Source organism: Micromonospora sp. NPDC048894 (genome assembly GCF_040649765.1).
GTDB lineage: Bacteria > Actinomycetota > Actinomycetes > Mycobacteriales > Micromonosporaceae > Micromonospora > Micromonospora antibiotica.
The window spans coordinates 94072-116557 of the sequence record NZ_JBEZFY010000011.1; the positions used below are offsets into that span (position 1 = coordinate 94072).

The 22486-nt window shown below is 70.7% G+C and carries 18 protein-coding genes and 1 tRNA gene; 7 read left to right on the forward strand and 12 right to left on the reverse strand.

All coding sequences use genetic code 11. From position 1 onward, the window contains the following. A complete protein-coding gene (coaE, locus tag AB0C22_RS22940; RefSeq protein WP_219463785.1) occupies positions 1–1185 on the reverse strand; it encodes a dephospho-CoA kinase in 1185 nt (394 codons plus the stop codon). A gap of 319 nt (positions 1186–1504) precedes the next feature. Next, positions 1505–3004, reverse strand: a complete 1500-nt coding sequence (gene rpsA, locus AB0C22_RS22945; protein WP_208569231.1) for a 30S ribosomal protein S1 — start codon at positions 3002–3004, stop codon at positions 1505–1507. A 404-nt stretch (positions 3005–3408) separates the two neighbouring features. Here rpsA and AB0C22_RS22950 point away from each other — a divergent pair, with 404 nt between their 5' ends. Further along, entirely contained in the window at positions 3409–4218 is an 810-nt protein-coding gene (locus tag AB0C22_RS22950; RefSeq protein ID WP_219470211.1) for a class I SAM-dependent methyltransferase, read from the forward strand. Positions 4219–4452: 234 nt separating this feature from the next. Beyond that, positions 4453–4800 (forward strand): DUF3140 domain-containing protein, encoded by a 348-nt coding sequence (locus AB0C22_RS22955; RefSeq protein WP_208569232.1) that lies wholly within the window; start codon positions 4453–4455, stop codon positions 4798–4800. 25 nt (positions 4801–4825) lie between these two features. Here AB0C22_RS22955 and AB0C22_RS22960 read toward each other — a convergent pair whose 3' ends face one another. Together AB0C22_RS22960 and polA are read right to left on the reverse strand one after the other, a co-directional pair. Then, positions 4826–5386, reverse strand: coding sequence for an isochorismatase family protein (locus AB0C22_RS22960; protein WP_357536894.1), 561 nt, complete (start codon positions 5384–5386; stop codon positions 4826–4828). Between the two features lie 99 nt (positions 5387–5485). Further along, positions 5486–8194 carry a DNA polymerase I gene (gene polA / locus AB0C22_RS22965; RefSeq protein ID WP_219463787.1) on the reverse strand — a complete coding sequence of 903 codons (2709 nt, stop codon included), beginning with the start codon at positions 8192–8194 and terminating at the stop codon, positions 5486–5488. A 659-nt stretch (positions 8195–8853) separates the two neighbouring features. Here polA and AB0C22_RS22970 point away from each other — a divergent pair. Both AB0C22_RS22970 and AB0C22_RS22975 read left to right on the forward strand, forming a co-directional pair. Continuing rightward, positions 8854–9036 (forward strand): hypothetical protein, encoded by a 183-nt coding sequence (locus tag AB0C22_RS22970; RefSeq protein WP_219463790.1) that lies wholly within the window; start codon positions 8854–8856, stop codon positions 9034–9036. 329 nt (positions 9037–9365) lie between these two features. Continuing rightward, complete coding sequence (locus AB0C22_RS22975; RefSeq protein ID WP_219463792.1) at positions 9366–9638, forward strand: hypothetical protein; 273 nt, start codon at positions 9366–9368, stop codon at positions 9636–9638. 110 nt (positions 9639–9748) lie between these two features. Here AB0C22_RS22975 and AB0C22_RS22980 read toward each other — a convergent pair whose 3' ends face one another. From AB0C22_RS22980 to AB0C22_RS23010, 7 genes are all read right to left on the reverse strand, one after another. Further along, the gene (locus AB0C22_RS22980; RefSeq protein WP_219463794.1) at positions 9749–10465 is read right to left on the reverse strand and encodes an ABC transporter ATP-binding protein; all 717 of its coding nucleotides are present in this window, start codon (positions 10463–10465) and stop codon (positions 9749–9751) included. Continuing rightward, positions 10452–11390, reverse strand: a complete 939-nt coding sequence (locus tag AB0C22_RS22985) for an ABC transporter ATP-binding protein (RefSeq protein WP_219463796.1) — start codon at positions 11388–11390, stop codon at positions 10452–10454. The genes AB0C22_RS22980 and AB0C22_RS22985 overlap by 14 nt, the downstream gene beginning before the upstream one ends. Beyond that, positions 11383–12540: a branched-chain amino acid ABC transporter permease gene (locus AB0C22_RS22990; RefSeq protein ID WP_219463798.1), complete on the reverse strand. Its 1158-nt coding sequence runs from the start codon at positions 12538–12540 to the stop codon at positions 11383–11385. Before AB0C22_RS22990 ends, AB0C22_RS22985 begins: the two co-directional genes overlap by 8 nt. Beyond that, complete coding sequence (locus AB0C22_RS22995; RefSeq protein ID WP_208569240.1) at positions 12537–13520, reverse strand: branched-chain amino acid ABC transporter permease; 984 nt, start codon at positions 13518–13520, stop codon at positions 12537–12539. Before AB0C22_RS22995 ends, AB0C22_RS22990 begins: the two co-directional genes overlap by 4 nt. 61 nt (positions 13521–13581) lie before the next feature. Then, a complete protein-coding gene (locus AB0C22_RS23000) occupies positions 13582–14730 on the reverse strand; it encodes a branched-chain amino acid ABC transporter substrate-binding protein (RefSeq protein ID WP_219463806.1) in 1149 nt (382 codons plus the stop codon). A 240-nt stretch (positions 14731–14970) separates the two neighbouring features. Then, positions 14971–16170: a hypothetical protein gene (locus tag AB0C22_RS23005; protein WP_357536898.1), complete on the reverse strand. Its 1200-nt coding sequence runs from the start codon at positions 16168–16170 to the stop codon at positions 14971–14973. Positions 16171–16230: 60 nt separating this feature from the next. Continuing rightward, a complete protein-coding gene (locus tag AB0C22_RS23010) occupies positions 16231–16854 on the reverse strand; it encodes a response regulator (protein ID WP_208569243.1) in 624 nt (207 codons plus the stop codon). Positions 16855–16937: 83 nt separating this feature from the next. On the opposite strand from AB0C22_RS23010, the gene AB0C22_RS23015 reads away from it, so the two are divergent. Beyond that, a tRNA-Leu gene (locus AB0C22_RS23015) sits at positions 16938–17023 on the forward strand. Positions 17024–17235: 212 nt separating this feature from the next. Then, positions 17236–18246: an LLM class flavin-dependent oxidoreductase gene (locus AB0C22_RS23020; protein ID WP_357536900.1), complete on the forward strand. Its 1011-nt coding sequence runs from the start codon at positions 17236–17238 to the stop codon at positions 18244–18246. A gap of 197 nt (positions 18247–18443) precedes the next feature. Here the strand turns inward: AB0C22_RS23020 and AB0C22_RS23025 are convergent, their stop codons facing one another. Beyond that, positions 18444–20744 (reverse strand): cellulose binding domain-containing protein, encoded by a 2301-nt coding sequence (locus AB0C22_RS23025; protein ID WP_357536902.1) that lies wholly within the window; start codon positions 20742–20744, stop codon positions 18444–18446. A gap of 211 nt (positions 20745–20955) precedes the next feature. On the opposite strand from AB0C22_RS23025, the gene AB0C22_RS23030 reads away from it, so the two are divergent. After that, entirely contained in the window at positions 20956–22434 is a 1479-nt protein-coding gene (locus AB0C22_RS23030) for a pyridoxal-dependent decarboxylase (protein WP_357536904.1), read from the forward strand. The last annotated feature ends 52 nt before the right edge of the window (positions 22435–22486 follow it).

A 22486-nucleotide genomic window follows, 5' to 3' on the forward strand; every position in this document is an offset into this window, starting at 1 on the left:
TCAGGGACGCCAGCCGGTCCGGGTCGCCCACGCCTCCGCCCGCAGGTACTCCTCCGCGGACCACGGGTCGCCCGTGGCGGTGGACCCCGGATCGGGCGGCGCCGCCAGCTCCCGCTCCACCAGCAGGTGGGCCGCCCGTTGACCGGGATCGGCGCGCAGGTGGTCCCGCATCAGCAGGGCGTGTCGCCAGCCGGGGGATCCGGCCACCCGCAGGTGCACCCGTACCGGCCGCCCCGGGTCGGCACCGCCGTGCAGCCGCTCATCCCGGCCCGCCCCGCCGTCGCCGGCTGCCGGTCGGGGTGCGTCCCCCCGGACGTCGGGCACCCTGGGAAATCCGGCGTCGGCGAGTCGCCGCGCCAACACGCCGTCCGCCTCGGCCAGCGACGGGACGGTCACCTGCACGTCGATGACGTCCCGGCCGGCCAGCCCCGGCACAGCGGTCGAGCCGACATGGTCGATCCGCAGGTCGGCCGGGGCGAGCGCGTGCCGGATCCGGGCGGCGAGCCGGGCGTACTGCTGCGGCCAGGTCGGGTCGGGCTCGGTCAGCACCGCCCACCCCTCCCGGACCGCCCGGTGTTCCCGCACGTTGCGCTCGTAGGGCAGCAGGCGGTCCCGCCAGAGCGCGTCCACGGCGGCGTGCAGCTCGTCGAGACCGCCGTCGTTGTCGAGGACCACGTCGGCCGCCGCCCGGCGGCGGGCGTCGTCGGCCTGGGCGGCGATCCGCCGCTCGGCCTCCGCCCGGGTCATCCCCCGGTCCCGCACCAGCCGCGCCAACCGGATGGCCACGGCCGTCTGCACCACCACCACCAGGTGGTACGACGGTGCCAGCCCCACCTCCACCAGCAGCGGCACGTCGTTGACCACCACCGCGTCGGCGGGGGCCGCAGCGGACAGCTCGGCGGACCGGGCCCGTACCCGGGGATGGGTGATCTCCTCCAGCCGACGGCGGGCAGCCTCGTCGGCGAAGACCAACGCGCCCAACGCCGCCCGGTCCAGTGCGCCATCGGCGGTCAGCACCCGGTCGGAGAAGGCGGCCACGATCTCGGCCAGCCCCGCACTGCCCGGCGCGACCACCTCCCGGGCGATCCGGTCGGAGTCGACGATGATCGCGCCCCGCTCGGCCAGTCGGGTCGCCACCGCGCTCTTGCCGGACCCGATACCACCGGTCAACCCCACCCTCAGCACCGACCCAGTCAACCGGATCGGCCCCTGCCCCACCACACCACCCCCGCCCCCACCTCCCACCACGCCACCAGGCCCGTGTTGCCGGCGCACCGCACCGGGAAGCCCGCCCCGGGCACCGGCGGCACCTGACCGCCGCCGACGGGCCGCCTCGCACCCGGAGCGCCACGCGGTGTCAGCGGGGTAGCCGTATCCGACGCCGACGCCAAAGAGCCCCGCCTCCGGTCCACTGAACGTGGACCGGAGGCGGGGCTCTTCTGGTCAGCGGCTACCCGGGCCCGGGTACGACGTCAGACGTGGTACCCGGTGGCAGCCTCCTGGGTCACTTGCCGCCGGCGAGCTTCTCCCGCAGCGCGGCGAGCGCCTCGTCGGTGGCCAGGGTGCCCGCCGGCTCCTCGGCCTGCCGGCTCGGGGTCGACGAGCTGGTCGAGGTGGTGGTGCCACCACCGGCGGCCACGGGCGGAGCCGGGTTGGCAGCGGCCTCGGCGTCGGCGGCCCGGGAGGTCTGCACCTGCTTGGTGTGGGCCTCCCAGCGCTGACGCGCCTCGGCGTACTGGTTCTCCCAGGTCTCGCGCTGCTTGTCGTACCCCTCGAGCCACTCGCCCGTCTCCGGGTCGAAGCCGTCCGGGTAGATGTAGTTGCCCTCGGTGTCGTACGTCGCGGCCATGCCGTAGAGGGTCGGGTCGAAGTGCTCCTCGCCCTCGACGAAGCCCTCGTTGGCCTGCTTGAGCGACAGCGAGATCCGGCGGCGCTCCAGGTCGATGTCGATGACCTTGACCATGACCTCGGAGCCGACCTGCACGACCTGCTCCGGGATCTCCACGTGGCGCTCGGCCAGCTCGGAGATGTGGACCAGGCCCTCGATGCCGTCGTCCACCCGGACGAAGGCGCCGAACGGGACCAGCTTGGTGACCTTACCCGGCACGATCTGCTGGATCGCGTGGGTGCGGGCGAACTGCCGCCACGGGTCCTCCTGGGTCGCCTTCAGCGACAGCGAGACCCGCTCGCGGTCCAGGTCGACGTCCAGGACCTCGACCTCGACCTCCTGGCCCACCTCGACGACCTCGGACGGGTGGTCGATGTGCTTCCAGGAGAGCTCGGAGACGTGCACCAGGCCGTCCACGCCGCCCAGGTCGACGAACGCGCCGAAGTTGACGATCGACGAGACGACGCCCTTGCGGACCTGCCCCTTCTGGAGCTTGTTGAGGAACTCGGTGCGCACCTCGGACTGCGTCTGCTCCAGCCAGGCCCGGCGGGACAGGACCACGTTGTTGCGGTTCTTGTCCAGCTCGATGATCTTGGCTTCGAGCTCGCGGCCCACGTACGGCTGCAGGTCACGCACCCGCCGCATCTCGACCAGGGAGGCGGGCAGGAAGCCGCGCAGCCCGATGTCGAGGATGAGGCCACCCTTGACCACCTCGATGACCGAACCGCGGACGACGCCGTCCTCGTCCTTGATCTTTTCGATCGTGCCCCAGGCCCGCTCGTACTGCGCCCGCTTCTTCGAGAGGATCAGACGCCCCTCCTTGTCCTCCTTCTGGAGGACCAGGGCCTCGATGTGGTCACCGACCGAGACGACCTCGGCGGGGTCCACGTCGTGCTTGATCGACAACTCCCGCGAGGGGATGACACCCTCGGTCTTGTAGCCGATGTCGAGCAGGACCTCGTCCCGATCGACCTTGACGACGGTGCCTTCGACAATGTCGCCGTCATTGAAGTACTTGATGGTCTCGTCGATCGCGGCGAGGAAAGCCTCCTCGGAACCGAGATCGTCGTGGGTGACCCGGGTGGCGCTCGAGGGGGCCTCGATGCTGCTCGTCATGTGGGCGGTTGCTCCGGTCGGATGGGTTGTCACAGCAGGCGTGGTGTCGCAGTGACCCGTTCGCGCCAGCGGATCCGCCACCGGGCACACCGAACGATCGTCAAGAGAAGACCATTGGTGCTCCGACGACCGCGCACCTGCTCCCTGCCGAGGTACACGATCCACGAGCGCATCGTCTAGCCTACCCGCTGCATTACCACAGCGTGCAAGGCCTCCCGGGTCCTCGCGAACCCGCCAGCTGCGAAAGCGGAGATTTCGGGGAAAAAGCGCCTCCGGTGTCTCATCCGTCACATCCACCCCACGGGACCGACAGCGTACGGCGGTCCGGCACGCCGCGCGCGGCGGGGTCCGGCGGGCGAGACCACCGCAGGGCCTAGCGTGAGCTGGTGAACGACGACGAGCTGGTGGACGACGACGAGCGGGTGCTGCGACGCCGGGTGGGCGCCACCGAGGCACGATGGGCCAACCGGGGCTGGTGGGACGCCGACGCCGACGACTACCAGGCCGAGCACGGCGCGTTCCTGGGCGAGGTCGACTTCCGCTGGTGCCCGGAGGGGCTGCGCGAGTCCGACGCGCGGCTGCTCGGCGAGGTCGCCGGGCGGCGGGTGCTGGAGGTCGGCTGCGGCGCGGCGTCCTGCGCCCGCTGGCTGGCCACCCAGGGGGCGGAGCCGGTGGCCTTCGACCTCTCCGCCGGAATGCTGCGGCACGCCGCCCGCGCCGCCGGCACCACCGGGGTACGCGTCCCGCTGGTGCAGGCCGACGCCCTGGCCCTGCCGTTCGCCGGGGCGTCCTTCGACATCGCCTGCACGGCCTTCGGCGCGATCCCGTTCGTCGACGACTCCGCCGCCCTGATGGCCGAGGTGCACCGGGTGCTACGCCCCGGGGGGCGCTGGGTCTTCTCGGTGACCCACCCGATGCGCTGGGTCTTCCTGGACGACCCCGGCGAGGGTGGCCTGACCGCCGTGCACTCGTACTTCGACCGCTCGCCCTACGTGGAGCAGGACGAGCGGGGGGTGGCTAGCTACGTCGAGCAGCACCGGACCCTCGGCGACCGGATCCGCGAACTGGTCGACGCCGGCTTCCGCCTGCTGGACCTGGTGGAGCCCGAGTGGCCGGCCGGACACCGGGAGACCTGGGGGCAGTGGAGCCCGCTGCGCGGACGGCTCTTCCCCGGCACCGCCATCTTCGTCACCGAGAAGCCGACCGCCAGCTGACCGGTGGCGGCTGCCCGCCCCGCTCCCGACCGACTCCTTGTCACCCGGGCCGTCGGGGCCGGGCTGAGCGGCACCACCGGACACCTGCCGATCACCGGGGTGTCACGTAGCACCGGGTCCGCACCGGTCGTTTCGGTGGACCGCCCCCGGGTACGCGGCGGACATGGCCGAGCAGAGGTTCCGCATCCGCCATGACGGCACCCGACGTCGCCCGCCGACTGGAGGCGGTGCGCGATGAGCCGGGCCGACGATCCGCAGCAGACCTACCGCGAGTTCACCGAGGCGGTGAACATGCGGCCCGGCGAGCTGTCCTCCTGGTTACAGACGGCTGAGTCCAAGCACGTCGGCTGGCACAAGGGTGGACGTGCCGGCGGCGGCGAGTCGGTCGGCCACTCGTCCGGGCGGCGGATCGTCGACCTGCTCCGCCGCAAGCGGGCCGAACTGTCGGCTGCCGACTACCAGCACATGCGCACGGTGATCGGGTACGTGCACCGGCACCTGGCGCAGCGGCCCGCCGGTGACATCCGGGACACCAGGTGGCGCTGGTCGCTGATGAACTGGGGCCACGACCCACTGCGGTGACCGCCCCCGACCGGGGCGGCGGAGGTCAGGCCGGGGCGGCGAAGTCGACGTCCTCCGCCTCGACCGTGCCGGCGGTGCGTCCCGGCGCCGTCTGGTGGGCCCAGTAGAGGTTGGTGTGCGCGACGACCTGCTCGGGCGGTGGAGCACCCCACGCCGTCCGGTCCTGCGTGGTGTGGGCGTCGCCGACCAGCACGGTGTCGTAGCCTCGGACGAACGCGCCGTGCAGCGTCGACCGGACACACGCGTCGGTCTGCGCACCGGCCACCACGAGTCGCCCGACACCCAGCCCGGCCAGCACCGACTCCAGCGCAGTGTCCTCGAAGGAGTCGCCGTAGTGCTTCTCGACCAGCGGCTCGGCCTCGCCGGGGGCCAGCTCACGGACGATCCGCCAGTCGTCGCTGCCCCGGACGAGGTCGGCGTCGGAGTGCTGCACCCAGACGACCGGCACCCCCTCGTGTCGGGCCCGCCGCACCAGTGCACCCACGGTGCCGACGACCTCGTCACGCCGGTGCGTCCCCGCGACGACGCCGTTCTGCACGTCGACGACGAGCAGCGCGGTGTGCGGCCGGTCGTGGAGTGTGGTCATGTCTCCCCCTCGTCCCCGTCAGAATTCCCTGGTCAGGTCGCCGACCACCGACCCGAAAGGCCGTGGCCCAACGGGCCACCGCCCTGGTGGCCGACCGGCCTAGTGGTCGGCGCTGTTCCAGTCCCGGCCCGCGCCGACGGAGACCTCCAGGGGCACCGACAGCGGATAGGCCGCCCCCATCTCCTGCCGGACCAGGGCCTCCAGCGCCTCCCGCTCGTCGGGGGCAACCTCGAAGACCAGCTCGTCGTGCACCTGGAGCAGCATCCGGGAACGCAGCCCGGCGTCGCGCAGCGCGGTGTCGACGCGCAGCATGGCGACCTTGATGATGTCGGCCGCCGAGCCCTGGATCGGGGCGTTGAGCGCCATCCGCTCGGCCATGTCCCGGCGCTGCCGGTTGTCGCTGACCAGGTCGGGCAGGTAGCGGCGGCGGCCCAGGACGGTGGAGGTGTAGCCGTCCTGGCGGGCCCGGGCCACCACCTCGTGCAGGTAGTCACGCACCCCGCCGAAACCGGCGAAGTAGTTGTCCATCAGCCCGCGGGCTTCCTCGGCGGTGATGCCGAGCTGCTGGGACAGGCCGAAGGCGCTCAGCCCGTACGCCAGGCCGTAGTTCATCGCCTTGATCTTTCGGCGCTGGTCGGCGGTGACCTCGCCGACCGGGACGGTGAAGACCGACGACGCGGTGGCGGCGTGGAAGTCGTGGCCGGAGTTGAACGCCTCGATCAGCGCCTCGTCCAGGGACAGGTGCGCCATGATCCGCATCTCGATCTGGCTGTAGTCGGCGGTGAGCAACGTCTGGTAGCCGTCGCCCACCACGAAGGCCCGGCGGATGCGCCGGCCCTCCTCGGTGCGGATCGGGATGTTCTGGAGATTCGGGTCGGTGGAGGAGAGCCGGCCGGTGGCCGCCACGGTCTGCTTGAACGTGGTGTGGATGCGGCCGTCGTCGGCGACCGACTTGAGCAGGCCGTCGACGGTGGTCTTGAGCTTCGCCACGTCCCGGTGCCGCAGCAGGTGCTCCAGCACCGGGTGCGGGTTCTGCGCGTGCAGCCACTGGAGCGCGTCGGCGTCGGTGGTGTAGCCGGTCTTGATCTTCTTGGTCTTGGGCAGCCCCAGCTCCCCGAAGAGCAACTCCTGGAGCTGCTTGGGCGAACCCAGGTTGAACTCCCGCCCCACGGCGGCGTACGCGCTCTGCGCGGCGGACTTCACCTCGCCCGCGAAGTGCGCCTCCAGCTCCTGGAGGTAGTCCAGGTCGGCACCGATGCCGACGCGCTGCATCGCGGCGAGCACCTCGGACAGGGGCAGCTCCACCTCGGCCATCAACCGGGCCGACTGCTCGCCGTCGCGGGACAGCTCGGCGTCGATCGCGTCGGCCAGGTCGAGGGTGGCCCGCGCCTGCAGCATCAGGTTCTGCTCGGCCTCGCCGTCGTCACCGAGGCCGTCGAAGGTGAGCTGCCCGGTCTCCGGCGCGTCGACCCGCAGCTCGCGGTGCAGGTAGCGCAGCGCCAGGTCGGTCAGGTCGTAGGAGCGCTGGTCGGGACGGGCCAGGTAGGCGGCGACCTCGGTGTCCCGGGCGACGCCGGCCAGGTCCCAGCCCCGGGCGGCGAAGGCCAGCCGGGCGTGCTTGCTGTCGTGCAGCACCTTCGGTTGCTGCGGGTCGGCCAACCAGTCGGCCAGGGCGCGCTCGTCGGCCTCGGCCAGCGTCGTCGGGTCCAGCCACGCCGCCGGGCCGGTGGCCAGCGCGAACGCCAGCGCCTCCAGCTGCGGCTCGTAACGCTCGCGGGGTTCCTTCGGCTTGGCCGGCGTCTTCACCGCCACACCGACCTGGGTGCCGACCGGGGCGTGCGTGGCCAGCCAGTCGGTCAACGCGCCGGGCGCGGTGAGCACCTCGGCGGTCAGGTCGAAGCCCGCCTCGGCCTCCGGCTCCACCGCCTCCAGGTACTGGTAGAGCCGGTCGCGCAGGATGCGGAACTGGAGCGTGTCGAAGACCTGGTGCACGGCCTCCCGGTCCCAGCCCTGCCAGCGGGCGTCCTCGGGACGGATCGGGAGCTCCAGGTCGGAGACCAGACAGTTGATCTCGTAGTTGCGGATCACGTCGGCGAGCCGCTCGCGCAGGCTGTCGCCGGCTTTGCCCTTGATCTCGTCGGCGTGGGCGATCACGCCCTCGACCCCGCCGTAGGTGGTGATCCACTTGGCGGCCGTCTTGGGGCCGACGCCGGGGATGCCGGGCAGGTTGTCGCTGGTCTCGCCGACCAGCGCGGCCAGGTCGCGGTAGCGCTGCGGGCCGACACCGTATTTCGCCTCGATCGCGGCCGGGTCCATCCGGGCCAGGTCGGAGACGCCCTTGCGGGGGTAGAGCACGGTCACGGTGTCGCCGACGAGCTGGAAGGCGTCCCGGTCGCCGGTGCTGATCAGCACCTGCATGCCCTGGTCGCGGGCCTGGCAGGCCAGGGTGGCGATGACGTCGTCGGCCTCGTAGCCCTCGCGCTCGACGACCGGGATGCGCAGCGCGTCGAGGACCTCCTTGACCAGACTGACCTGCCCCTTGAAGTCGGCCGGGGTCTCGCTGCGGCCGGCCTTGTACTCCGCGTACTTCTCGGTGCGGAAGGAACGGCGGGAGACGTCGAAGGCGACCACGATGTGGGTGGGCTGCTCGTCGCGGAGCACGTTGATCAGCATCGAGGTGAAGCCGTAGACCGCGTTGGTCGGCTGCCCGGTCGTGGTGGAGAAGTTCTCCACCGGCAGGGCGAAGAACGCCCGGTATGCCAGGGAGTGTCCGTCGACGAGAAGCAGGCGCGGCGTCGTAGCTGTCACGGCAGCGACTCTAGTACGGGATACCGACAGCGCTCGCGCGCCAGCACCGGGTCGTGCGACGACCGACCACCCCCCTCCCGGATCAGGACGCCCTGTTTCCGGATCGGTCCGGCGGCCGGACCACGGCCCGCGCCGCACGCGAGGAGGCCCGCCGCACGCGGTGATCGCGAGGAGGCCCGCCGCACGTGGCGATCGCGCAGGTCGGCGCATCGGACAACGCCTCCGCCGGGAGCGCGAGTGCGCCCGGCGAACCGCCGGCGGCACCGGACCGGCAAGGAATCCACCATTGTTCACCACTGCCCGTGGTACGCGATGGTCCCCGCAAAGCCCGACGGTCCCCGTAAACGTGATGGCCCTCGTAAAGCGTGCCGACCCCCGTGCAGCGCAATGAGCACCACCCTGTCAGCGGTCGAAATCGGCCGCTGTCCCTCGCCGCCGAACACCGGTCACCCTCACGCCGACCTGGCCAGCAGTAGCCCGAATGGGGGACAGGATTACCTCGACTCGCACACCTCCACACCGATTTCAAGGCTTGACATGCATCTTCGACACCAGCATCGTATTGACGAACAGCAACCGAAAGATTGGAGCGGGGGATGAAAAAGCTGGCGCGACGATTAAGCGTCGCTGTCGCTGTCGCGGCGGCCGGTGTCACGCTCGTGGGAAGCCCGGCATATGCCGGGGTCTGGGTGGACGGCGGGCTCTATCAGGTCCTGTCCGACTGCCAGGCCGTCGGTGACGGTCGCAAGCTGATCGGGATGTACCAGACGTACACCTGCACCAAGGAATGGGACAACGTCGCCAAGAAGAACTTCTACCGGCTCCGCGGGTACATGAACTGACGCGGGCTCGCCAGGAATAGCGGCCGGCTCACACCCGACCTTCAGTGACATCACCCGTCCCGTGTTGCGGAAATACGCAGGACGGGCGATGCCGCCATGCCCTGAAACGCTTATTCCAGAAAACGTGAACGGCATATCGAACGGTCCGGGTCGACGCGTGCCTCCGGTCAGCTGACCCGGCGGTGGCCGTCGTGGCGAGCAGGCCGGGGACGCGTACGCCCGCTTATCGGTTCCGGAAAAGCTGGCAGACAACACACAGTGCCGAAGAACAGCGAAATCACGATGGGAGACGACGGAGAGCCATGCGGAAAGTTGCGAGAACCGTTGCGATGTCGGTCCTGGCCACGGCCGGGGCCGTCGCCTTCATGGCAGGTCCCGCACATGCGGGGGTGTGGGTCAATGGTGGCTTCTACTCGTCGGAAGCCGAGTGCCGGAGCACGGGCGCGGCACGGGTCGCGAGCCATCAGTACGAGGCCTACACCTGCACCTTCGGTACCAAGTCGTGCGTGGCGGAGCCGACGGGATCCGGCGTCGCCGTGGGCCTCGTGCCCTTCGACCGGTGCGGCGAGCGGGGATACTTCCTCCGCGGCTACATGAACTGATCCGCCCACCGGCGGGCCGACTCGACACTGGGGACAACGGTCGGCCCCGGTACCCACTGACGAACCGGCCGGCGAGTGACTCGCCGGCCGGTTCGTCGTGCCTGGTGCGGTCAGGACACGCCGAGGTACGCCTCCTTGACCGCCGGGTCGGTGAGCAGGTCCTGACCGGACCCCTCCTTGACGATCCGGCCGGTCTCCAGCACGTAACCCCGGTGGGCCCGGGAGAGCGCCTGCTGGGCGTTCTGCTCCACCAACAGGATGGTGATGCCCTGCTGCTGGTTGATCTCCGTGATGATGTCGAAGATCTGTCGGATGACCATCGGCGCCAGCCCCATCGACGGCTCGTCGAGCAGGAGCAGCTTCGGCCGGCTCATCAGCGCCCGACCGACGGCCAGCATCTGCTGCTCACCGCCGGAGAGCGTGCCGCCGGCCTGCTTGCGCCGCTCGGCCAGCCGGGGAAAGAGGGTCATCACCCGGTCCAGGTCGGCGGCGATACCGGCGGAGTCCCGCCGGGTGTACGCCCCCATGTCCAGGTTCTCCAGCACCGTCATGCCGGGGAAGATCTGCCGGCCCTCGGGCGACTGGCACAGCCCCCGGACCACCCGCAGGTCGGCCCGGAGCCTGCTGATGTCCTCGCCGTTGAAGGAGATCCGCCCCTGGGACAGGGTCCGGATGCCGGAGATGGCCCGCATGGTGGTGGTCTTGCCGGCGCCGTTCGCGCCGATCAGTGCCACCACCTCGCCCTCGTTGACGGTCAGGCTGATGCCGTGCAGCGCCTCGATGCGGCCGTACGACACGCTTACGTTGTCCAGCTCAAGCAGCGCCATCGGCGGGCTCCCCCAGGTACGCGGCGATCACCCGCGGGTCTCGACTGACTTCGGCCGGCGCACCCTCGGCGATCTTCCGGCCGAACTCCAGCACCACGATCCGGTCGGTGACCCCCATGACCAGGCGCATGTCGTGCTCGATCAGCAGCACGGTCAGCCCCATGTCACGGATCCTGCGGATCAGGGAGAGCAGTTCCTCCTTCTCCGCCGGGTTGAAGCCGGCAGCCGGCTCGTCCAGACAGATCAGCTTCGGCTCGGTCGCGAGGGCCCGGGCGATCTCCAGCCGGCGCTGGTAACCGTACGGCAGGTTGCGCGCCTCGTCGTTGGCCCGGTCGGCGATGCCGACGAAGCGCAGCAGCTCCAGCGACTTCGCCTCGGCGGCCCGCTCCTCGAGGATGTGCCGGGACAACCCGAACACCTTGGCGCAGGTCCGACGGATCTCCTGCCAGGTCCGTACGATGCCGGACGTGGCGGTCACCTGCGGCAGCTCCTCCGGCTTCGGCTTGACCCGGTACAGCCGGAACAGCGCACCCGGCACGCTGGTCTTGTGCCGGGAGTCCGTCCCGACCATGACGTTCTCCAGCGCCGTCATCTCCGGGAAGAGCCGGATGTTCTGGAACGTGCGGGAGATGCCCATCCGGCTGATCTGGTGCGGCTTGCGGCCGGTCACCTTCTCACCCCGGAACCGGACGGCCCCGGAGGTGGGCCGGTAGACGCCGGTCATCACGTTGAAACTGGTGGTCTTGCCCGCGCCGTTCGGACCGATGAGCCCGAGGATCTCGCCCTCGTAGATCTTGAAATTGATCTTGTCGAGGGCCACCACTCCACCGAAGCGGAGCGTGACCTCGTCGACCTCGAGCAGCACCGGCTTCGGGCCCGGCTGGGCCGGAATCTTCGGCGTCGTGGTGGTCATCTGGTCAGACATGAGCGGGCGCCTCCTCTGCAGCCGCCGCGCGATCCTTCAACTCACGGGCCCGCCGTCGGCTCGGGATGAGGCCCTGCGGACGCAGGATCATCACCAGCACCATGGCGAGGCCGAAGGCCAGCCACCGGTAGTCGGCGACCTCCCGGAACCGCTCCGGTAGGTAGGCCAGCAACACCGCGCCGAGCGAGACACCGATCATGTTCCCCGATCCACCGACGACGACCATGGCGACGAAGAGGATGGAGAGGTTCGCGTTGAACTGGGTCGGGTCGATGAACGCGTTCCGGCTGCCGAAGAGGAACCCGGACAGTCCGCCCAGCGCCGCGCCGATGGCGAAGGCCCAGAGCTTGGCCTTGAACGGGTAGACCCCCATCACCGCAGCGGCGTCCTCGTCCTCACGCACCGCCAGCCAGGCCCTGCCCACCCGGCTGTGCTCCAGCCGGCGGACCAGGAAGACCATCAGCAGCACCATCGTGATCGCCAGCCAGTACCAGGGCTTCGCGTCGATCAGGCCGAAGACCTTGTTGTCCCCCGACGGCGGGCCCTCCGGGCCCGGGATGGCCGAGATGCCCTGCGGGCCGTTGGTCAGACCGGTGGCGTTGCGTGCCACGATCCGGATGATCTCGCCGAAGCCCAGCGTCACGATGGCCAGGTAGTCACCGCGCAGGCGCAGCGTCGGCCAGCCGAGCAGCACGCCGGAGATCAGCGTGAGCACGATGGCGAGAAGCAGGCAGACCGCCCAGGTCACCGCCCACGTCGGCGGCAGGTCGAACTCCTGCTGGATCCACTTGACCACCGGCGAGTTGACCGAGCCGAAGAGCGCGACGCTGTAGGCGCCGATGGCGAAGAACCCGATGTAGCCCAGGTCGAGCAGGCCGGCCAGGCCGACCACCACGTTCAGGCCGATGGCGACCAGGACATAGATGGCGCAGACGAACAGCACGCCGGCCCAGTTGTTGCCGCCCGCGATGGAGTCGGTCCGCAGCCAGGTCAGGCCGGGGATGCCGAGCAACGGCAGGTAGTACAGGAAGGCCACCAGAGCCACGATCGCCGCAGCCTGCTGCCACTTCGGCAGCGCCCGGAACCGGTCGCCGACGGAAGTCAGCACGCTGACCCGTCGTCGGTCTGCGGAACGAATCTTGTCGATCATGCGCGGGCCCTCCCGAGCGACTCGCCCAACAGGCCGGTCGGGCGGAACATCAGCACGACGATCAGCACCACGAAGGCGATGACGTCCTCCCAGTTGGAGGCGAAGAGCGTCGCACCGTAGACCTCGACGATGCCGAGGAACAGGCCACCCACCAGGGCGCCCCGCAGGTTGCCGATGCCGCCGAGCACCGCGGCCGTGAAGGCCTTGAGACCGAGTACGAAGCCGATGCTGTTCTGGGTGAAGCCGAACCGCATGCTCCACAGCAGTGCCGCCGCACCGGCCATGATGCCACCGAGCATGAAGATCAACATGATCACACGCTCCTGGTTGACGCCCATCAGCGCGGCGGTCTCCGGGTTCTGCGCCACCGCGCGCACGCCCCGGCCGTACCGGGTGCGGTTGATGAACCAGTCCAGGAGGGCCATCATCACCACGGCCGACACGAAGACGATCAACTGGATGTTGGTGATCGCGGTGTTGCCGATCTGGAGCAGCGTCTCCTGCTGGATGATCGTCGGCATACCGACGATCTGCCGGGCCCGACCGAACAGGGTCGGCAACGCGCCACCCGCCACGTCCGGCAGGAGCAGGCCGAAGACCTCGACCAGCACCAGGGAGATTCCGATCGCGGTGATCAGGAAGATCAGCGGTGGCGCGTTCTTACGGCGCAGGGGGCGGTAGGCGATCCGTTCGATCGCCAGGGCGGTACCACCGGACGCGATCGCTGCGGCGATGAGGCCGAGCACCAAGAAGAGCACCGCCTGGCCGATCGGCGGGTTGTTCTTTACCCCGAACGCGGTCCACAGGCCCAGCACCGCGAAGGTGCCGACCATGAAAACCTCGGAGTGGGCGAAGTTGATCAGGCGCAGGACGCCATAGACGAGGGTGTAGCCAAGAGCGATCAGGGCGTAGATGGCACCCTTGGACAGGCCGTCCACGGTGTGCTGGCCGAGGTGTCCGATCAGTTCATCGAAATGCACGGGGTCTCCTTGCATCGAGTGCGGCCGGGAACAGCACCCGGCCGCACCCCCTGCTGTGTCGTCAGCTGAGCTTGAGCTCCTGCAGGGCGCTGATTTCCTCGCCCTTGATCTGGTAGGCCCAGATGACGACCTTCGACGGGTCGACGTCACCCTTGTCGTCGAACTTGATGTACTTCGAGACGCCCTGCTTGTCGTACGCCTTCACGTAGGCCAGGATGTCGGCCCGGGTCTTCTTGCCGTCCTTGAAGGCGTCCAGGTAGATCTGGGCACCGTCGAAGCCCTCGGCACCGTAGGAGCCGGGCGCCTGGCCGAACTCCTTCTGGTAGTCGGCGGAGAAGGTGCCGCCCGCCTTGTCGGCCGGCAGGCAGGGGCAGGTGATGATGGCGCCCTCGGCGCCGCCCGAGGCACCCTTCGGGAACGCCGGGTCGTAGAGGCCGTCCGGGCCCACGAACTTGGCCTGGATGCCGGCCGCACGCATCTGCTTGACCAGCGGAGCCGCCTCGCGGGTGTACCCGCCGTAGAAGACGAAGTCCGCCTGCGCCGACTTGATCTTGGAGATGGTGGCGTCGAACTGCGCCTGCTTCTCCTGGATCTTGTCGGTGCCGGCCAGCGTCGAGCCGATGTTCTTGGCCAGCTCGGCGGTGATGCCCGCGCCGTACGCGCTGCCGTCGTCGATGGTGAAGACCTTCGCCGCGTTCTGCGACTTCAGGTAGGTGGCCACGGCCCCCGCCTGGGTGCCGTCGTTGCCGACCACCCGGAAGAAGGACTTGTTGCCCTTCTGGGTCAGGTCGGCCCGGGTCGCCGAAGGGCTGACCATGGCCAGGCCGGCCGCCTGGTAGATCGGCATGGTGGCGTCGGACTCGCCGGAGAAGTGGCCGCCGATCACACCGAGGAACGAGTTGTCGCCGGCGATCTGGTTCGCGAACGGGGTCGCCACCGCCGGGTCGCCCTGGGTGTCGAACTCCTGCAAGGTGACCTTGCAGTTCGAGTTCTTCTCGTTGAACTGCTTAACGGCGAGCTTCGCACCGTTCAGCGACGGCAGGACGAGGCCCGCGTTGTCACCGGTGAATGCGCCGAAGATAGCGATCTTGCCACCACAGTCGCCGGACGCGGTGGTCTCGCCGCCGCCCGTGTCCTGGCAACCTGCGGCACCGACCATCGCCACGGCAAGCGCGGCGGCCCCCAGTGCCCGTACATAGCTACGCCTCACGGCTTCCTGACCTCCTCCAAAAGCAGAAGGCGACCATCCTGGGAGGGCGGCGACCGTACAGCCCGCACCACCACCCACCCAGCAGGAACGCCCCCTGCGTTACGGCTCGTGATGGCGGAGCGTACCGACACTCATACGACCGGGGAAGACCTTGGCCCGTGGTCTGCGAAACCGTTACGAAGACGTGCGTGATCGGCCAGGAGCCCGTAACAGGTCGGCCCCTGACTGGTCCTTGGAGCCCTACCTCGGCCCCTCACCACGTCGCTCGACCCCGCCGTCCGCGGGCACTTCCGCCGTCCACACCGCCGGGCGGACACCGTCGTCGACCAAGATCCACAGTCGCCGCCCCACCGCCACCACCGCGACGTCCCCGTCCACACCCGCCGGCACCGGCCCGGGCAGCTCCATCCGCCGCCAGGAACCGCCCCGGTCGACCGACGTCCAGACCGCACGCGATATCCCGTCCGAGATCGCCGCCACCAGCCGGCCGTCCGCCGCCACCAGGGCGTCCACCGACGGGACCCGCGACGGCACGGCACCGGCGAACCCGCCGACGGCCACCCAGCGGTCGTCGTCGCGACGCCACGCGCCGAACGCCGTACCCCGCAACCCGACCGCCACCACCGCGTCGCCGGTCAGGACCACCCGCTGTAGTTCCTCGTAGCGGTCCGTCCCGGGCAGCGTCGTCCGCCGCCAACTGCGGCCGTCCGCCGACGACCAGGCGACCGGGTCACGGTCGATGCGACCACCCGGCAGCACCCCGCCGACCGCCAGCCACCCGCCGGGCACCGCGGTGGCGTCGAAGGCCCAGGTGATCCCGCCTCCGTCACTGGCCAGTTCCGGCGCCCCCTCCACCAGGGCGAAGTCCGCCGCGTCCGGGGACACCCACGCCGCCGCGCCGCTGGAGCGGTTGCCGACGATCAACCAGCCCGGCGGGCCGCCCACCAGGCGGGACACGTTCACCGCCTTGGGCCCGCCGTAGGTCTCGAACGACGCCGACACCTCGACCAGTGCGCCGTCCGGGCCCTGCCGCCAGGTGCTCACCCGGGGGTTGCCGTGGGCACCACCGGTCTTGGCACCGACGGCCGCCAACGCGCCATCGCGGCAGCCGGCTGCGGAGAGCACGTTCTGCCTGCCGTAGAAGGACTCGGCGACGATCGGCACCACCGCCCAGGTCGTACCGTCCAGGCTGGTCCAGGCGGCCGGTCGGGTGCCGCCGTCGGCATCCGCGACGCCGCCGACCGCGTACCACCGGCCCGCGCAGGCCGTCGCGTCGCGTAGCAGCACCCGGCCGGGCGGACCCGGTGGTGGCGGCAGGGTCAGCGGCTGCCACGCCGGTCGGACCGGCGGCTGCTCACCGGTCGATGTGGGCGCCGGATCACAGGCGACCAGCGACGCGGCGAGCACAACCAGCACCGCGAAGCTCCACCGAGAGGCCATCCATCGATGCTAGCCACCGACGGTGGTCTCCGGAACCGGCGGACGCCCCGCCCCGGCCGGCTAGCCGGTGGGCTGCTCGGCGATCTCGCCGCCGGCGGTCTCGGCGAGGATCCGCTCGGCGACCTCCTTCATGGTCATCCGGTGGTCCATCGCGGTGCGCTGGATCCACTTGAACGCCTGCGGCTCGGTCATCCCGTACGTCGTCATCAGCGCACCCTTGGCGCGCTCGACCGTCTTGCGGATCTCCAGCCGGTCGGTGAGCCCGGCCACCTCCGACTCCAGGGCGGCGATCTCGGAGTAGCGGGAGAGGGCGATCTCCACCGCCGGCACCAGGTCGCTCTTTTGGAACGGCTTGACCAGATAGGCCATCGCCCCGGCGGCGCGCGCCCGTTCCACCAGGTCACGCTGGCTGAACGCGGTCAGGATGATCACCGGGGCGATCCGGGCGCCGGCGATCCGCTCGGCGGCCGCCAGCCCGTCCATGATCGGCATCTTGATGTCGAGGATGACCAGATCGGGCTTGAGTTCCTCGGCCAACCGGACGGCGGTCTCGCCGTCCCCGGCCTCACCGACGACCTCGTAACCTTCCTCGACCAGCATCTCGGCCAGGTCCAGTCGGATGAGCGCCTCGTCCTCGGCGATCAACACCCGCCTGCGCTCGGCATCCGTCTGCGTCTCGGCCACCAGCCCTACCCCCACCATCGATCTCGGCACAGCTACCGCCCATACTCCCGCAAGAGCCTAGTCGGGTACAGTTGTCAGCACCCGCCGGGATGGTGGAACGGCATACACGGAAGTCTCAAACACTTCTGCCCGAAAGGGCTTGCGGGTTCGAATCCCGCTCCCGGCACCACCTGCACGTACGCACAGTGACCCGGGTGCCTGCTCCGAGCAGGCCCCGGGCCCCGCGTCGACCGGGGTGCCCCGGCTCATGATCCCGCGACGACAGCGGTGTCGCGATGCCGACCCCCACGACCTCGTCGACCTGCCCGTCCTCCCCTGGACCGGGCGGGGGACCGCGCCGGCCAGGGAACATATCCGGCGTGGGGCGGGTTGGGGAAAGTCGTGATCGACGTACCGATGTCTGTTCTTGATCTTGCTCCGGTCGCCGCCGGGGCCACCGCCTCCGAGGCCCTCGCGCACACCACCGAGCTGGCCCGCCGGACCGAGGAACTGGGCTACCGCCGGTTCTGGGTGGCCGAGCACCACAACATGCCGGCGATCGCCAGCTCCGCACCGGCGGTGCTGCTCGCCCACCTGGCGGCGCACACCACCACGATCCGGCTGGGCTCGGGCGGGGTGATGCTGCCCAACCACGCGCCGCTGGTGGTCGCCGAACAGTTCGGCACCCTGGAGGCGCTGCACCCGGGCCGGATCGACCTGGGCATCGGCCGGGCCCCCGGCACCGACCAGCGGACCGCGCTGGCCCTGCGCCGGACCATGGAGGGGCTGTCGGCGGAGGGCTTCCCCCGGGAGCTGGCCGACCTGATGAACTACTTCAGCGGCGACGACCCGGGCGCGATCACCGCCAGCCCGGGGCTGGGCCAGTCCCCCGCCGTCTGGCTGCTCGGCTCCAGCGGGTTCAGCGCGCAGCTCGCCGGGCTGCTCGGGTTGCCGTTCTCGTTCGCCCACCACTTCAGCTCCCAGCACACCCTGCCCGCGCTCCAGCTCTACCGGCAGAGTTTCCGGCCGTCGCGCTGGCTGACCGAGCCGTACGCGATGGTGGCGGTGAACGTGGTCTGCGCCGACACCGACGAGCGGGCCGAGTGGTTGTCCGGCCCCGCCGGGCTGTCGTTCCTCAAGCTGCGCTCAGGGCGGCCGGAGCCGCTGGCCAGCCCCGACGACGCCGCCCGGTATCCGTACACCAAGATCGAGCGGGAGTTCGTCCGGCAGCGCCGCGACGGTCAGGCGATGGGCTCACCGGAGACGGTCCGCCGGCAGCTCACCGAGCTGCTGGCCCGCACCGGCGCGAACGAGCTGATGCTCACCACCATGGTGTACGACGTGGCCGACCGGGTGCGCTCGTTCGAGCTGGTGGCCGAGAAGGTGGTCGGCGGGCTGTCCCGCAGCGTCTGAAACACGCTCTTCATAGCGACGTCACCCCACCGTTGCGGACGACCTCTAACTTTATTACCGGTGGTGGTACGGCACTCCCGGTCGGGACGGGTCGGGGGTGCTGCGGTGTGGTGCACCGGGTCGCCAGCTGAGCGGATTCCGCGGCTGGCGACCCGGTGCCTGCTTTGTGGGGCCCGGCCAGCGCCGGGCCCGCACCGTCAACGCAGGTAGATGTTGGGCGTGGGCGGGGTGGACATGCCGTCACCGATGAAGAAGCCCGGGTGCGGCGGCTGGTTGTAGGCGGTGTTCTGCCAGGCGATCGCCGCGCGGTACTGGGGGTCGTGCATCAGCGTGTAGATCCGGGTGCTGGTCGGCGTGGGCGTGCTGTAGATCCGCAGCGCCCGACTGTCGCCGGTGCGCCAGATCACCTCCTCGCGCCAGTCGCCCAGGATGTCGCCGGAGAGCGCCGGGGTGGACTTGGTGCTGTTGTTGGAGGCCACGTCGCTGCCGGTGAGCAGCCGCGTCTCGCCGCCGGTGCCGTACTTGTCGATCTTGGTGCCGTCGAGGAGTTCACGCACCGGGTCGCCGTCCCACCAGGCGAGGAAGTTCATCGACGACGGCTTGCGGCCGATGTTCTGCCCCCTGGTGTTGGCCAGCCCGTCGACCGCCGCCGACCACGACTCGGCACCGGGGCTGCCGGCCCAGATGTCGGCCGAGACGCCCCGACCGTTGTCGCCGTTGGCCGCGGTCCTCCAGATGATCTGACCGGTCCGCGCGTCGGCGAACCAGGAGCTGGGCTTGCTGGCGTCCTCGTCGACCTTGAAGATCTCCAGGCCGGCCCGACCCGGGTCCAGGTCACCGACGTGCAGGGCGTCGCCGTGACCGTTGCCGGTGGAATAGAGCAGCCGGCCGTTGTCGTCGATGGTGGCCGCGCCGTACACGATCTCCTGGCGGCCGTCGGCGTCCACGTCGGCCACCGAGAGCTGGTGGTTGCCCTGGCCGGCGGCGGCCGAGTTGCCGGAGGCGTTGGAGTCGAACGTCCACCGCTTGGTCAGGGTGCCGTTGCGGAAGTCCCAGGCGGCGATCACCGCGCGGGTGTAGTAGCCGCGCGCCATGATCAGCGACGGCCGCTGCCCGTCCAGGTAGGCGGTGCCGGCGAGGAACCGGTCGACCCGGTTGCCGTACGAGTCGCCCCAGGACGAGACGGTGCCGCGCGGCGGGTCGTAGTTGACGGTGGAGGCGATGGCACCGGTCTGCCCGTTGAACATGGTCAGGTACTCCGGGCCGGACAGCACGTAGCCGCTGGAGTTGCGGTAGTCCGCCGACGACGAACCGATCAGCTGACCGGTGCCCGAGCGGGTGCCGTCGGCGGTCTTCATGGCCACCTCGGCCCTGCCGTCGCCGTCGTAGTCGTACACCTGGAACTGGGTGTAGTGGGCGCCCGCCCGGATGTTGCGGCCCAGGTCGATGCGCCACAACCGACTGCCGGTCAGGGTGTACGCGTCGACGTAGACGTTGCCGGTGTAGCCGGACTGGCTGTTGTCCTTGGCGTTGGACGGGTCCCACTTGAGCACGATCTCGTAGTCGCCGTCGCCGTCGAGGTCACCGACGCTGGCGTCGTTGGCCGAGTAGCTGTACGCCTCCCCGCTCGGGGTGGTGCCCCCGGCCGGCGGCTGGATCGGCACGTCCAGGTAGCCGTTGGCGAACTGGAGCGCGGACGCGGACGCCGCCTGCTCGGCCCCGTTCACCACCGCCCGCACGGTGTACGCCGAGCCGGCCGCCGCCCCGCTGTCCAGGTAGTTGGTGGCCCCGGTGATCGGCGAGGCGTTGACCCTGGTGGAGCCCCGGTAGAGGTTGAACGACACCCCGGAGGTCTCGGTGCCCAGCAGCCGCCAGGAGACCAGGTTCCCGCTGCCGGAGCGGACGCTGATCAGCCCCCGGTCGAGATCCTCCAACTGCTTGGCCCCGGCCGGCGGATCGGTCGGCGGGGGCGTGGTCGGCGGCGGTGTCGTCGGGGGTGGGGTGGTCGGCGGCGGCGTGGTGGGTGGGGGCGTGGTCGGCGGTGCGGTCGTCGGGGGCGCGGTGGTCGGCGCGGTGCCACCGGTGCAGGTCGTGCCGTTGAGCACGAAGCTGTCCGGCGTCGGGTTGCTGGCGTTGTTCCACGACGCGTTGAAGCCGAAACTCGCGGTGCCGTTGGTGCCCAGGGCGGCGTTGTAGCCGGCGTCCTTGGCGCTGACCTGCGCCCCGGACTGGGTGACCGTGGCGTTCCACGCCTGGGCCACCTGCTGACCGGCCGTGTAGGACCAGGTCAACGTCCAACCGTTGATCGGGTCACCGAGGTTGGTGACCAGGACGTCGGCGCCGAAGCCGCCGCCCCACTGGCTACTGATCTTGTAATCGACCCGGCAACCGGCGGCGGCGGCCGAAGCCGTCACGGCGGTGAGGGTGCCGGCGGCGAGCGTGGTGGCCGCGGCGGCGGCGAGCAACGCGGCGCGACGACGGGGTGGGCTCAGGTGCACGGAAACGCCTTTCGCGGGGGTCAGCGCACGGTGCCGACGCCGGCCTGCCCGGGCCGGCGGGATGAAGCGCCGTGCTGACGGTGGTGACGGGACGCCTTGCATCGACATCCATGGTTCGACTCCGCGCAGTCGGATCGTAGGACAACGCTTTCCGCCCGCACAACCCGTACCCGCCCTTGCCCCCGACCGGCCCACCTGATCGACTCGGCCCATGGCTGAGCACATGGACCCCGAGGAGTTCCGTCGCGCCGGGTACGCGGTGGTCGACTGGGTCGCCGACTACTGGCGGACGCTGGACCAGCGCCCGGTGGTCCCCCGGGACCCGCCCGGCACGGTCACCGCCGCCCTGCCGGCCACCCCGCCCATACACGGCGAACCGGTCGCGGCGATGCTGGCCGACCTGGACGACATCATCGTGCCCCGGGTCACCCACTGGCAGCACCCCGGCTTCTTCGGCTACTTCCCGGCGAACACCAGCGGCCCCAGCGTGCTCGCCGACCTGGTCAGCTCGGGCCTCGGCAGCCAGGGCATGCTCTGGGCCACCAACCCGGCCGGCACCGAACTGGAGACGGTGGTGCTGGACTGGCTGGTCGAACTGATGGACCTGCCCGCGCGGTTCCGCTCCACCGGCACCGGCGGCGGCGTCATCCAGGACTCCGCCTCCTCGGCGACCCTGGTCGCCACCCTGGCCGCCCTGCACCGGGCCAGCGGGGGCCGCTGGCGGGAGGTGGGCGTCGACCGCCGGTACCGGGCGTACACCTCGACACACGGGCACTCCTCGATCGAGAAGGCGGCCCGCATCGCCGGCCTCGGCGGGCAGGGCGTCCGCACCATCGCGGTGGACCCGCAGACCCAGGCGATGCGCCCGGCGGCCCTGCGGGCGGCGATCGAGGCGGACCTGGCCGAAGGCGTGGTGCCGGCCATCGTGGTGGCGACCATCGGAACCACCTCCACCACCGCCGTCGACCCGCTGCCGGAGATCGGCGCGATCTGCGCCGAACACGGCATCTGGCTGCACGTCGACGCCGCGTACGCTGGCGCGGCGGCGGTCTGCCCCGAGCTGCGCTGGTCGCACGCCGGGGTGGAGCACGCCGACTCGTACTGCTTCGACCCGCACAAGTGGCTGCTCACCGGCTTCGACTGCGACGCCTTCTGGGTGGCCGACCGGGGCGAGCTGATCGAGGCGCTGACCGTCATGCCGGAGTTCCTGCGCAACGCCGCAAGCGAATCCGGTGCGGTGATCGACTACCGGGACTGGCAGGTCCCGCTGGGCCGCCGCTTCCGGGCGCTCAAGCTCTGGTTCGTCCTGCGCTGGTACGGCGTCGAGGGGCTGCGCGCGCACCTGCGCTCCGGGATCGCCCTGGCCGACCGGTTCGCCGCCCGGGTCCGCGCCGACGACCGGTTCGCCATCGCCGCCCCGCACCCGTTCTCCCTGGTGACATTCCGGCTACGGGCCGGCGACGAGGCCAGCGCGGCCCTGCTGGCCCGGGTCAACGACGACGGTCAGGTGCACCTGACGCACACCCGGGTCAACGGCCGGTACACCCTGCGCCTGGCCGTCGGCGCACCGCTGACCGGGCCGGAGCACGTGGACCGGGCCTGGGCACTGCTGTCGGCTGCGGCCACGGACCTGCTGGCCGGGGACACCGCCACGGGTGGAGCCGCCCGGGGCGGCGCGCTTCCCGGGTGACCGTCGCCGCCCCGTACGGGTCACACCGGTGCGCGACGGTCGCCGTGGCCGC